14 protein-coding genes are annotated in these 13,250 nt (G+C 39.1%); 10 read left to right on the forward strand and 4 right to left on the reverse strand.

Going from position 1 to position 13,250, the window contains the following annotated elements:
* Positions 1-45 precede the first annotated feature (45 nt).
* From H4O18_RS07380 to H4O18_RS07405, 6 genes are all read left to right on the forward strand, one after another.
* On the forward strand, positions 46-891 hold the full coding sequence (locus tag H4O18_RS07380) for an alpha/beta hydrolase (protein WP_187582962.1): 846 nt from the start codon (positions 46-48) through the stop codon (positions 889-891).
* 66 nt (positions 892-957) lie between these two features.
* Positions 958-1,284 carry a DMT family transporter gene (locus H4O18_RS07385; RefSeq protein ID WP_187582964.1) on the forward strand — a complete coding sequence of 109 codons (327 nt, stop codon included), beginning with the start codon at positions 958-960 and terminating at the stop codon, positions 1,282-1,284.
* A 565-nt stretch (positions 1,285-1,849) separates the two neighbouring features.
* Positions 1,850-2,785, forward strand: coding sequence for an SGNH/GDSL hydrolase family protein (locus H4O18_RS07390; RefSeq protein WP_187582966.1), 936 nt, complete (start codon positions 1,850-1,852; stop codon positions 2,783-2,785).
* 25 nt (positions 2,786-2,810) lie between these two features.
* On the forward strand, positions 2,811-3,299 hold the full coding sequence (locus H4O18_RS07395; protein ID WP_187582968.1) for a YqiA/YcfP family alpha/beta fold hydrolase: 489 nt from the start codon (positions 2,811-2,813) through the stop codon (positions 3,297-3,299).
* A 160-nt stretch (positions 3,300-3,459) separates the two neighbouring features.
* A complete protein-coding gene (locus tag H4O18_RS22455) occupies positions 3,460-4,851 on the forward strand; it encodes an exonuclease domain-containing protein (RefSeq protein WP_187582970.1) in 1,392 nt (463 codons plus the stop codon).
* Between the two features lie 111 nt (positions 4,852-4,962).
* On the forward strand, positions 4,963-5,628 hold the full coding sequence (locus H4O18_RS07405; protein WP_187582972.1) for a ferredoxin reductase domain-containing protein: 666 nt from the start codon (positions 4,963-4,965) through the stop codon (positions 5,626-5,628).
* Between the two features lie 347 nt (positions 5,629-5,975).
* Here the strand turns inward: H4O18_RS07405 and H4O18_RS07410 are convergent, their stop codons facing one another.
* The 3 genes from H4O18_RS07410 to H4O18_RS07420 all read right to left on the reverse strand — a co-directional run bounded on the left by H4O18_RS07410 (position 5,976) and on the right by H4O18_RS07420 (position 8,469).
* Entirely contained in the window at positions 5,976-7,334 is a 1,359-nt protein-coding gene (locus H4O18_RS07410; protein WP_187582973.1) for a hypothetical protein, read from the reverse strand.
* Between the two features lie 68 nt (positions 7,335-7,402).
* Positions 7,403-8,038: a GTP cyclohydrolase I FolE gene (folE, locus tag H4O18_RS07415; RefSeq protein ID WP_187582975.1), complete on the reverse strand. Its 636-nt coding sequence runs from the start codon at positions 8,036-8,038 to the stop codon at positions 7,403-7,405.
* Positions 8,039-8,040: 2 nt separating this feature from the next.
* Positions 8,041-8,469: a ferredoxin reductase domain-containing protein gene (locus tag H4O18_RS07420; protein WP_187582977.1), complete on the reverse strand. Its 429-nt coding sequence runs from the start codon at positions 8,467-8,469 to the stop codon at positions 8,041-8,043.
* Between the two features lie 438 nt (positions 8,470-8,907).
* Here H4O18_RS07420 and H4O18_RS07425 point away from each other — a divergent pair, with 438 nt between their 5' ends.
* The 4 genes from H4O18_RS07425 (at position 8,908) to H4O18_RS07440 (ending at position 12,430) form a co-directional block, all read left to right on the forward strand.
* Positions 8,908-9,597: an RNA polymerase sigma factor gene (locus H4O18_RS07425; RefSeq protein WP_187582979.1), complete on the forward strand. Its 690-nt coding sequence runs from the start codon at positions 8,908-8,910 to the stop codon at positions 9,595-9,597.
* A 274-nt stretch (positions 9,598-9,871) separates the two neighbouring features.
* The gene (locus H4O18_RS07430) at positions 9,872-10,252 is read left to right on the forward strand and encodes a hypothetical protein (protein WP_187582981.1); all 381 of its coding nucleotides are present in this window, start codon (positions 9,872-9,874) and stop codon (positions 10,250-10,252) included.
* 260 nt (positions 10,253-10,512) lie between these two features.
* Positions 10,513-11,532, forward strand: a complete 1,020-nt coding sequence (locus H4O18_RS07435) for a zinc-binding dehydrogenase (protein WP_187582983.1) — start codon at positions 10,513-10,515, stop codon at positions 11,530-11,532.
* A gap of 19 nt (positions 11,533-11,551) precedes the next feature.
* Positions 11,552-12,430 (forward strand): SDR family NAD(P)-dependent oxidoreductase, encoded by an 879-nt coding sequence (locus H4O18_RS07440; RefSeq protein ID WP_187582985.1) that lies wholly within the window; start codon positions 11,552-11,554, stop codon positions 12,428-12,430.
* 141 nt (positions 12,431-12,571) lie between these two features.
* Here H4O18_RS07440 and H4O18_RS07445 read toward each other — a convergent pair whose 3' ends face one another.
* Positions 12,572-13,174 (reverse strand): c-type cytochrome, encoded by a 603-nt coding sequence (locus H4O18_RS07445; RefSeq protein WP_222942366.1) that lies wholly within the window; start codon positions 13,172-13,174, stop codon positions 12,572-12,574.
* Between the last annotated feature and the right edge of the window lie 76 nt (positions 13,175-13,250).

Below are 13,250 nucleotides of genomic sequence, written 5' to 3' on the forward strand. Positions count from 1 at the left end.
CTTAAATAAAGTTCATTCCAACTAGCCCTTTCTAAAAAACTGTAAATGCGTTTAAAATTATTTATTGCCCTGATGATTGGTACTTTATTCAGTGCCCAAATATGTAATTCTCAAGAGGAGATTCTTTATAAGAAAGTGGATACGACCCAATTGTTTTTGGAAGTACATTATCCCCCCAATATGGAATCTTCCAAAACTTATCCGGGCATGGTTTTCTTTTTTGGCGGCGGTTGGGTAGGGGGCAAAAGGTCCCAATTCCTGCATCAGGCACAATATTTTGCCAAAAGAGGGATAGTTTGTTTTTTGGCGGATTATCGTACTTCAAAAATAAATGGAACAACTCCATTCGAATCTCTAAAAGATGCTAAGTCGGCCATAAGGTTTATAAGAAATAATGCGGCCAAGTTTAACATAGACGGTAACAAGCTAATTGCTTCTGGTGGCTCTGCAGGCGGACACCTAGCGGCTGCAACGGCTTTAATTGAAGGGTACAATGACCCGGCAGATGATCTAACCATTGATTGTATCCCTAATGCCTTGGTCCTTTTTAACCCTGTGGTAGATAATGGTCCCGGAGGTTATGGTTATGAGAGGATAGGGGAGGCTTACAAGGACTTTTCCCCTCTCCACAATATTAAAAAAGCGGCTCCCCCAACCATCGTCTTCCAGGGAACCAAGGACCACTTGATTCCAGTGGTGACTGCCGAGTATTTTAAAATGGTAATGGAAAAAGTGGGAAGTAGGTGCGACCTTAAATTGTATGAAGGGGAGGGGCATGGATTTTTTAATTACGCCAATCTTAAAGCTTACAAAAGCACTGTTGCCGAGGCCGATCAATTTTTGGTGTCACTGGGGTATTTAAATGTGGAACCCAAAGTGGCCATAGAGTAATTAAGCTTGGGGTTAAGTAATGAACCGATAAACATTACCATAACAAACATCGAAGATTGAAAATATATGAATTGGTTTTTTTTAATCATAGCAGGCCTGTTTGAGGTGGCTTTTGCGGCCTGTCTTGGCAAGGCAAAAGAGGCTACTGGAGTGGAGGCAACCTATTGGTATATTGGGTTTTTGTTGTGCCTGGCCATAAGTATGTTCCTACTGGTTAAGGTCACACAAGAATTGCCCATAGGGACCGCTTATGCCGTTTGGACAGGAATTGGGGCTGTTGGGACCGTATTGGTGGGGATACTTGTATTTAAAGAGCCTGCCACCTTTTGGAGAATGTTCTTTATTACCACTTTAATTGGTTCCATTATTGGGCTGAAATTTGTGTCGAATTAAAGTAAGGTCAATTATTAACTTAATAGTTATGGTTGCATCTAATAATAGGTAGATATTAACTTCTTGTTTACGTGTAAAATGAATCCAGCGAATAGGCTTCTCATAATAAAATGGATACACTCCTTGATCTGGCTATTTTTTGTAGGCGTGATTTTCTATATTTTGTATTCCGGTATATCCAATAATATCAATTCCTATACTTGGATTGGCATTGGGTTGATCATAATGGAAGGCATTGTTCTTTTGATTTTCAAAATGTTTTGCCCTCTAACTATTTTGTCGCGGAAATATTCAGATTCTACCAAAGAAAATTTTGATATTTTTCTTCCCAACTGGTTGGCTAAATATAATAAGTTGATTTTTACAACCCTTTATATTATAGGATTGATAATAGTATTAATAAGGACTATATTTTGAGACCATTTTATTTGTAGCGCTAATAGTTAACTTGGCTAACTTAGGATTAAGACTTTGAATGAAAATAGGCCATTTTATAATAATACAGCCCAAAGTTAGGATTGATAAAAATAAAGAACCAATACTTAAACATACAAATCGAACACAAATGAGGAATACCAAAGTTTTAGGAATACTTCTCTTCTTCTTAATCGGGTCGCAGTTCCATGTCAAGGCCCAAAATACCTATCAAATACCACAGGATGTTAAGCGAATACTTTTTCTAGGGAACAGTATTACCTATTCTGGGCAGTATGTGTCTTATATAGACGCCTATTTTACCTTACAATATCCAGATCGGGAATTTGAAATTATCAATGTGGGTTTACCTAGCGAAACGGTATCCGGGCTTTCGGAACCTGGACATGCAGATGGTAAATTTCCACGTCCCGACCTTCATGAACGCTTGGACCGAATTCTTACAAAGGTAAAACCGGATTTGGTATTTGCCTGTTACGGTATGAACGATGGAATATATTTACCTTTTGATGAAAGCCGTTTTCAAAAATATAGGGACGGCATCCTTTGGTTAAATAACGAAGTTGAGGAATCCGGGGCTTCCATTGTACATATTACCCCTCCCATTTACGATGAACGCATGGGGGAAGCCTACGCCAATGTCTTGGATATATATGCAGATTGGCTTATCAGTAAACGGTATTCCGATCAATGGAAGGTAATAGACCTCCATTGGCCAATGAGAAAATATCTGGAGGATATGCGCCTTACCAATGATAATTATGTTTTGGCCAAAGACGGCGTTCATCCCAATGATACGGGGCATTGGATTATGGCCAAACAGCTGCTTTTGTATTTAGGGGAAGAGCAAGTATCCAAAGCAAATGGTATGGAAGAGGTGGTATCCCAATTTAGGAATGGTAAGGAAATATTAAAGTTGGTAGAGGAGGGGCAAAGGATAATGAAGGACGCTTGGCTTACTTCAATTGGCCATAATAGACCTGGAATGAATGTGGGACTGCCATTAAAGGAGGCGAAGGGTAAATCTGAAATGTTGGAAAAGGAGATACGTAATTTGTTGGAGTAGTACGAAAATTATATAAACATCTTAAATGAATATTCTATATATACATGGCCTCAATGGAAGTTTAAGTGAAGAAAAAAGGGCGATTCTTCAAACTTATGGTACTGTGGAATCTCCATCGATAAACTACGAATTGGACGATGATAGTATTGAGAATTTAAGAAATCAATTTCAGGATAATGATGTAGATGTGATTATAGGTAGCAGTATGGGTGGTTTTGTCGGATATTATCTGTCCATTGCTTTTGGAAGACCGGCCCTTTTGTTCAACCCTGCATTGGTTTCTCGTTCCGTATTTCAGTGTGTACCGGATTATAGCAATCCCAATCGATCCTTCAAACGATTGGTCTTGGGAGCGCAAGATGAAGTAGTGGACCCAAGCGGAACCCTTCACTTTGTAGCCAAAATAGTAAAGGATAATACGGATTATCACATTAGCCTTCGGCAAGATTTAGCGCATCGTATTCCTTTAGAAATATTTGAGGAAGAAGTACGGGCTTTTTTCAAAAGTTTGTGAAAGAATAAATGCTCATATGGTTTTTATCATTTTATTCAATAGAGGGGAAGGTAGTCCCGCCGATTTTAAGGGTAGTAGTACCTAAAAAGTTAAATCTGCCAAAAGCCATTTCATTGCCCTGATTATTCGTTAATTTTCTCTCCCAAAATAAATATGCTTAGTGTACGCCATAGTTGAAACAGAAACCACAGGATTGAGGGGAGAGGATAATAAGATTACTGAAATCTGTATCCTTATCCACGATGGCGAAAAGGTAGTAAAGGAATTTTCCTCACAAGTAAACCCCGAAATGTCCATAAAATATAGGGTATCGCGTCAAAGCGGAATTAATGACGGGATGGTGTATAATGCACCAAAATTCTATGAAATAGCCAAGGAGGTTGTAGAGTTGACCAATGACTGTATTTTTGTTTCTCACCATGTGAATTTTAATTTCAACGGGATAAAAAATGAACTGGCATCCCTTGGTGGTGTTTTTAAACGAAAGAAAATTTCAACCTTAAGATTATCCCGAAAAGTTATTCCCGGCCAACAAAGTTATAGTCTTGGCGCCATGTGCAACTATTTGGGCATCAATATAAGCCAAGGACAAAATGCCAAGGATAAGGCGGAGGCTACGGTTGGCTTATTGGAGAAACTTTGGGCAATGGACACGGACGGTATTTTCAATTTCATGTTGGGACCTAAACCGGGGCAATCAGCTATACCTCCTCTATGGCCTACGTTAACGGTGGCCACCCTTCCCAACGTTACTGGAGTGTATTATTTTAAAAATGCCAAAGGAAAGATAATCTATGTGGGTAAGGCCAAGGACATTAAACAACGTGTTTTGAGCCATGTCTACAGTAAATCGCATAAGGAAATGCGACTTTGTTTTGAAACGGCCCATATTGAATATACACACACTGGTAGCGAGCTTGTGGCGTTGCTGTTGGAATCCGACGAAATAAAAAAACACCTCCCAAAATTCAATCGAGCGCAAAAACGAATCGGATATCGCTATGGGGTAGGTGCACATATGGACAAAAACGGTATTGCCAACTTATTCTATGATCGCTTGAGCAAGATAAGATCTCCATTGGCTTGTTTCTATAACCAAGGGGAATGCAGGTCATTCCTGGAGGAATTATGCAGGACCTATGACCTTTGTCCACGGTTTTGCAATCTGCAGCAGATTTCCGGAGCTTGTTTTCATTTTCATATTAAAAAGTGCCGCGGTGTCTGTAGGGAACTGGAAACCGTGGAATCCTATAACAAACGAGTTGATCAAGCTTTAATGCCAATTGAAGATGATAAAAATACCTTCATCATAAAAGCCGAGGGAAGAAACAAGAATGAAAAGTCGGTCATTGTGGTTGAAAATGGGGTATATAAGGGATTTGGTTATATGTCCAAAAGAAAAAGAATAAAGGCCTTTATAGATTATGGTAAACTGATTACTCCTTTGGCGGATAACAATGACGTCCAAAAAATCCTAAGACGATATTTAAGGAGAAGTGATGGGGAAGATATATTTATAGAATATGGGCAGGAAGTACCTTACTCTCGATGAATGCGCAAAATTTATAGATCGTCTGAAAGAAATGTAACTTATAGGAGTCCTTTTCATCAAATTATAATAACAATTATAATTAAGAAGATGGGCTTTACATTTCCTTATCGGGTGAAAATTTTAGAAAAAAATTATCTCAATCACAATGTAATCCAGTTTTTGATTCAGAAACCCTACGGATATAGTCATAGAGCGGGACAGGCAATTGAATTGAGTATTGATAAACCTGGATTTGAACTTGCCATTGCACCCTTTACTATAACCAATTTAAATAATGATCCCTATCTGGAATTAATAGTTAAGATCAATGTAGAAAAAGGCAGTCTCACTCACGGTTTGTCTACTATGGCAATAGGAGAAACATTACAGATTACGGAAGCCTGGAATTCCTATCAATACAAGGGTCGAGGAATTTTCATAGCTGCGGGCACGGGGATAACACCTTTTTTACCGATCCTAAAGGAATTGAAGGCAGAAGGGGAAGATATTCCTAAGGAACATACCTTGCTTTATGCGAATAAGACATCAGCGGATATTTTATTCAATGCCCATTTAAAAAAAGTTTTTGGCAATAATTGTATTTACATACTTAGTAGGTCAAAATCACGAAATTCTATTTTTGGTAGAATAAATATTGATATTTTAAAACGGTATGTCCATGATTTTAACCAGTTTTTTTATATCTGTGGTCCTAGGCACTTCGAAACCGATATAACCAAGCAGTTGGTAAGCATGGGCGTTCAGAGGGCGCGGATCCAGACTGGATATAAATTTTAAATTCCCTTGTGTTATTAGGATACCCGGTTTATTAAATGGTCCAATCCAAAGGGCTATTCAAAATGTAACAATGAGGCACGTATAAGGGAATAGTTGGCAATGACGAATGCCTTTTAGGTAAAATCATTAGCACTCCTGGACATCCTCGCCCAAAAAAAATCCCATCAAACCCTTAGTCCATAAAAATACCATAGGTACTTCTCCTGGCACTTTTGTTGGAATGGGGAATCCGTTCAATCCGGTTTGAGTATGTTAAAACAAAAAAAATACCCAATAACATATAGGTTTTAGCCTAATGCCATGGGTATTTTCAACATGAACCAATAAGTAAAAAAGAACAACTGAAATTATATTGATTTTAAATATTCCTCAATATCTGTTTTATCTTGAGCTGATAATTCCAACTTAAAATGGGTGTCATAATGGTTAATAACATCGGTGAGGGTGGCAAATCGACCGTCGTGATAGAATCCTCCTTTCATTCTGGCAAATAGGCCTCTTAAAGGGGTTGTTCTATACATTCCCGTAGGAGATCTTTTTGCCTCAAAGTCGTCTATGCCAATTTCTTCGGCACTATGTAGGTTGTACCCTGCATCAGTAAATATGGGTGCAATATGGCAGCTGGCACATTGTGCCTCTCCATTGAACAATACCTTGCCCCGTGCAGCCGCTGTGGCATCGTAGCTTCCTTCGGGAGGAGTGGGGGCAGTTAGGGAGAGCTGATAGGCTTGCAAGCCTGGAAGCTTGGAAGTGATTAAATCTGGGTCATTCACAATATTCCCAAAATTGTTTTCCGCAGCTATAGGGAATTGGCTGGCATTATCAAGTCTAGCATCGGTAAAACTACCTTGGCCGTGCATTTCCAAATTGGCTACAAAGGCATTCCAATAGACCATATCTCCCCATCCTGTATAGGTCGCTAGATTTACCCCTTGTAGTCCGTAGGCGGCAGGTAGTAGATTGGCGGCAATACTCCCATCCGGACGTAGTGCCTTGCCGTCCACAAAGAGACCGGCATTAAATTTTCCAGGTCCCCACCCTGTAAGTACGGTTTCCACCGCAGGCTCGTCTACGTGAAGAAGATCCGCCAAGAAATTCTTGTTGTTGGTCAAATTAACAATTGCTCCCACGTTGAGGTCCCTATTGGGATATCCGTCCAGCCTTCTACCTATTCCATTGGCAAAAGAGTTGTCTACCGTAGAGTGGCATAGCGCACAATTTATCCCCACAGCGGTCATGGCACCATCTTCATCGAAGGTTCCTTTAACTCCCACAACAGCGTTCAATTGTAATAGTGCAATTGTGGTTGCCGGATCATTTAAGTCCACTTGGCCTGCCTGAATCGCGGCGACCACCTCTGCAGGCAAGGCCTCTGAATCTACCTTTAATCCTACACCCAAAGCGGTAGCCGGACTAACCCCAACCCCGTAACCGCCATTGGCTTCTCCCAATATGGCCTCGTCTATATGCAAAATATCGCTCCAAAAGGCTTCGTCACCGAAGGTGTCATACCTAAATATCTGTTTTCCTTCCGCAACAAGGGCAGGGTCTAGATGCAAGGTCAAAGTGTCCGTCCTCGTTTCAATAATGGTGTCATTCACTATTTCCGTTATTGTTTCGGTAATGGTTTCTGTCTTGGTACAGCTGATAGTCATGTTTAAAATCAGTAGTAGGCTAAGTAGTTTGAATAAATTAGGTGCTTTCATTTGTCGTTATTTAATTGTTTTAACCTTTGGATGTAGAAAGCGTAACTAGGTTACAAAAAAATCAAACTTTAGGAGGTGATGGAATTAAGAAATTGACGTTGGACCTTGCTTTTACGAAATTTTCCTGAAAAATAGCTGGTCTCGGTAACACTATTGGTATCGCTTATGCCCCTAGATGCAACACATAAATGATGCGCTTCTACGGCTATTGCAATGTCATCTATATCCAATAAATTTTTTAATACCGTGCCCAGTTCCACTGTTAGTTTTTCCTGTACTTGTGGTTTACTGGCAATAAAGTGCACGATCCTATTAAATTTGGAAAGACCAATTACACGATTCTGTGGAAAATAGGCAATGCTAACTTTGCCAAAGAATGGCACAAAATGATGCTCGCAATAAGAGAAAAGGGTAATGTCCCTTATTAAGATCATTTCATCATATTTGTAATGGTTTCCAAAATAGGATATTTTAGGGAAATTGGATTTATCTAGTCCCATAAAGGTTTCATTAACATACATTTTAGCAACTCGTTCCGGAGTATCCCGCAAACTGGGGTCTTCTAGATTGAGTTCCAATGTTTCCATTATTTTTTTGAAATGAAAGGCTATGGCCTGTATTTTTTTTAATTTACCGGCCGCTGTAGTTATAGGCTCCTGATTTTTGATTTTTTCGGTCTTAATTTGTGTTCCGTTCGCTTTCATAGTTAGTAGCCAGTTTGAATGTTATCTTCCTTTGCCCCACCTCTAATCAGATCTTTTTTTACGCTTTCCATAAACGCATCCGGGCCACAGACATAGAAATATTGATCGAATACTCTAATTTTCGATACTAGGTAGTCATAATCAATTCTGCCGTAATCGTAGGTAGCGGATTGTTCCTCACTTAAAATATTGTAATAATGTTCCTTGAATAGGAGGTTGAGTTCGTCTTTTAAAATAATATCCTTGACCATTCTGTTGGCGTAAATCAACTGATGATTTTCTATAACATTCTTATTCTTTAAATCCCAAAACATGGGTAGAAACGGTGTAATGCCAGAACCGGCAGCGATAAAAGTACCCTTCCCTTTATAGACATATGAATCCCAAGCCTCTGTGATGAGCAGGGAATCGTTAATCTTTGCTTTTGACAATGCTTCAGTTAGACCTTCATGTTTGGGATAGACTTTTATGATAAGCCGTTAGTGTTTTAATTCCGGCGAACCAACCAGGGTGAAAGGTGCAAACTGGTTCCTGAATTGACGGCTATTGAGAGTAAGTTCTATAGCTTGTCCAATGTTGTGGGTAAATCCCTGGGGTTTTTCAAAAACCAATAGCATGACATTATGGGTTAGCCAGGATTTGTCGATAATATTTACGGTGTAGTTCAAAATTCAAATGATTTAAAGGATTTGTATATTTTATAATAGCACTATTTTGTATCTTGTAACAGTCTGATAATGTGTTCTTTGTGTTGTATAATTTTTGTTTTTCAAAACAATTGCTATTAGTTTTGATGAAAATAATGCATTCGGGTTACAAGATTTTGTAACCTTTGTTATCACTTGGCATCCAATACTAAAACAAGAACAATGAATAACTGTAAACCCATAAGTAAAATAGACATGTCTGCTCTGGGAACCATACCGGATTGCATTGTGGTTCAGAAGGTGCTGGAGGGAGACACGGAATTATTTGAAATTCTGTTAAGACGCTATAATGAGCTGTTATTTAGAACTATAAGGAGCTATATGGACAGGCCATCGGATATTGATGATGTAATGCAGGATACTTACATTAAGGCATTCCAAAAATTATATCAATTTAAAAATGAATCCTTGTTTTCCACATGGTTAATGCGGATAGGAATAAATGAGGCATTGCAACGGAAAAGAAAGTCCAAGAGGTATCAGACGGTAGATATAAGTAACGAAAAAGATATCATTCAAATAGCGGATATGTCTATTATGAATCCAGAAAGAAAAACAATGCATGCGGAATCGGTTCAAATGGTGGAAAAAGCAATAGACCTTTTGCCGGAGAAATATAAGATTGTATATATGCTGAAGGAAGTCCAGGATCTGGAAATTTCAGAAATTTCGAATAGCCTGGGCTTGAGCAACAGTAATGTGAAAGTGAGGCTTCATAGGGCAAGGAACATGATGAAGGATGCTATTATGAAGTTTTCCGACGCTAAAAATGCGTTTGAGTTTGGCAATTCAAAATGCGACCGCTTGGTTGACCAAGTGATGGCGAAGATCCAGAAGCTTACTGGAAATTAGTCAATATATTTTATTACTTGGATAAGAGCATTTTTTTACGTAATCCATAAGGAGTATTCAGCTATTATAGGTCCAAGTGCTGCCTTACAATTTCAATATCAATTTCGAATTAATTCCCATCAATTTACGGTTAGCAATTAAGCTATGTAATGGCAAGTCGCCAGTATGGAGCAATCTACTTTGTACCCTAAATGATAAGGAATAATTATTATCAGTTTTGTAACCGATACCGTATTATTTCATCAAAAGGTCATAATATTTAAACAATATAATTATGAATGCAAATGCAAAGTTTGTTAGTACCGTGCTCAAGTATACGTTTGGATTGGTACCTATTGTTGCCGGTCTGGATAAGTTTACAAATATTCTCGTGGATTGGACCACATATTCTTCCCCTGGGTTATTGGATTTATTACCTTTTTCCGCCACTGTCTTTATGGGCATTGTTGGGGTTATTGAAATAGGAGCGGGAATTTTGGTTTTGGTAAAACCGTCTGTAGGTGCGCTGGTCGTTTCGGCTTGGTTGGTACTTATAGCCTTAACGTTGATAGTTAGTGGCCATTATTTGGATGTGGCCGTAAGGGATATTGTTATGGCAATTGGCGCATTCTCCCTTGCAAAATTAACCAACGTTCACAAAAGTAGTCTAGGATAAAAGTTCAGATTCCGATATAAAAATGATTCTTTGGCTGTTTAAATCAAGGGATCATTTTTTTTGTAACAAACTATTTAATTGTTCTCCAAAAACTTTTATAATACTTACTAAATGTCCATCGGGTGAGGTTTTATTCAATTAATTATAGACTTTAAATAAATTGGAAAGCAAGCAATTAATTATTTCCAAACTATTGTTCCTAAGGACTAATTCCATTATTTAATTGACTACCTTACTAGAACTAACCATGCAATTGGGCAATGAAAGCGGTTTATTTAGTTAAATATAGCAAGGCTGATACTGCATTTGAAATTAGGGAAATCGAAATCCCGGAAATATCAAATGATCAAGTGCTGATAAAGGTAGAAGCTTTCGGAATTAATTTTGCCGATGTTATGGCCAGATTGGGATTGTATAAAGGGGCACCCCCTTTACCAGCCCTGCTGGGATATGAAGTTGTAGGGCATATTGAAAAGTGTGGGAACAATGTTCAAAATGTAAAGGTCGGAGATCGTGTTAGTGCCATAACCCATTTTGGGGGCTATGCGGAATTTGCAGTTGCGCAAAAGGAAGTAGTTTATGGAATACCGGAAACTATGTCCGCCGGAGCAGCAGTTGCTCTTGCCACACAATATACCACTGCTTATTTTTTATCCAATGAAATGGCCAATATTCAAGAGGGGGATAAGGTGCTTATTCATGCCGCTGCCGGTGGTGTCGGTACGGCTTTAGTGCAATTGGCGCTACACAAAAAGTGTCTAGTTTTTGGGACCTGCAGTTCCTCGGATAAAATGGAATACCTCAGGAGCTGCGGGGTACATCATCCTATTAATTATATAAAAGAGGATTTTACATCCCAGGTTCGAAGCATTCTTGAAAAGGGAGGATTGGATGTTATTTTTGATCCCGTTGGTGGTCTTTCTGTTAGAAAAGGATATAAACTTCTTGCAGCTGGTGGAAGATTGTTGACCTACGGTGTTTCCTCTATGAATAATACAAAGTCAATTTTTGGAAAAATAAGGGTGTTGGCCCAATTTGGAATCTATCACCCACTCCAGTTTTTAAGTAACTCTAAAGGTATTATAGGGGTAAACATGCTTAAAATGGGGGAAGAGAACCCAGTGAAAGTGGGCAGGACCATGAAGGCCGTTATCAAGTTGGCTGAAGAAGGTATTATTCAACCCTTTATAGGGGGGGAATTTGGGGTGGCACAATTGGCTGAGGCACATGAGTTTTTGGAATCGCGAAAATCCATAGGTAAAATAGTGGTAAAATGGTAAAGCGCAAAGACATAAAGACATGAAGAACCACTCATTAAATGATAAGGTGGCCGTGGTGAGCGGATCTAGCATGGGCATAGGAAAAGCCATTGCCATAGAATTGGTACAAAGGGGCGCAAAAGTAGTATTAAATGGACGGGAGGAGGACAAGCTGGGAACGGCCCAGGAGGAACTTGCCAAAATGGGTTATGAGGTCAAGGCTTTTGTTGCAGATGTTCGTCTTCCGGATCAATGTGCCTACCTTATTCAAGAGACTATTAGGAGTTTCGGTCAACTAGATATTCTAGTCAACAATGCGGGTATTAGTAGTAGGGGTTCCTTAGAGGATATGGCCACTTCCAATTTTATTATGCTTATGGAAACCAATTTTAATGGTTCTGCATATCTAAGCAAATATGCCCTTGACCATTTAAAGAAGACTCGCGGACACGTAGTTTTTATTAATAGTGCCGGTGGTTTCCGTGGTATGCCCTATAATTCCGCCTATACAGCATCAAAATTGGCCCAGGCGGCCCTGGTGGATGCTTTGCGGATAGAGTGGTATGATTACGGTATCCATGTGGGTATAGCGCATGTTGGCTTTACGGTAAACGATCCAGATAAAAAAATACTGGACGTAGATGGATCATGGATCTATCTGCCCCAAAGAACAAATGTAAACTTGGCCTCCCCGAAATCCGTGGCGAAAAGCGTTTGTGATATGATCGTCAAAAGAAAAAAGAGAATTACCTTAACGCGTTTAGGGGTTCTGGCCAATATAATAATTCGCTATCTTCCTATACTTACGGAATGGATTGTTTGGACAAATAGAGAAAGAATCAAGGAAGAATTTACATTAATAGGAGGCGAAAAAGCATATGAAAAGACATCTTCCTCCATCTTGCCCAAAAAAGATTAGAATTTAATTTTATAATCTTTAAGAACATCCCTAACCTATTAACCTTAACTACAGTCAATATAACATCCGCTCTCAGAGTTATTGGGAATGGATGTGATGATTAAACCCTATTTAAAATTATTAAAAACGTCTATTTAAGTTCTATTTAGCTCCCAATAACTGGGGTGAAGGTGGAATTGGAGCAGGTACTACATTATCTATTGGTTTAACGGTTTTTAAATAAGCAAAAATAGCCTTAAGATCTTCATCGGGAAAATGGCGGTATTCTGTCCATGGCATAGGGGGTAATAAGGGCCTTGTCCCATCCATACCTTTATACTTCCCTTCTTTTATAGCCTTTAGGAACTGTTGTTCGGTCCAATTGCCAATACCCGTTTCATCTGGGGTGAGATTGGCCGCAAAAGAGGTACCCCAGGGGCCAATGGCCGCAGTGAAGCCCATGCTAAATAGGACATAGGCTTTGGCTGTTTCCTTGTCATATGGAAGTAAGGTTTCTTGGGCTGGATGACCGGACAATTTTCTTTGGGGATCCACTTCAGGACCTTTGTCGGTCATAATCTTTGGGGAATGACAATCGTTGCAACCAACCGAGGCTACTAGGTTCTCACCTCTTTTTACCATATCGACTGTAGAATTGGTTTCGGCTTTTGCCATTTCTTTTTTTGCAATTTCTTTCTCCTTTGGTGAATTGCAAGCAATAAACATAAGTCCAACTATGCTTAATGCCAAATAACATTTTGTCATAATTTTTAGATTAAATTCGTGTGCAGAGTTGATTATTCAACTAATTTTCTGATATAATTCTAGATAATCAAACGCC

This window comes from Arenibacter arenosicollis (assembly GCF_014397245.1).
Classification (GTDB): Bacteria; Bacteroidota; Bacteroidia; order Flavobacteriales; family Flavobacteriaceae; genus Arenibacter; species Arenibacter arenosicollis.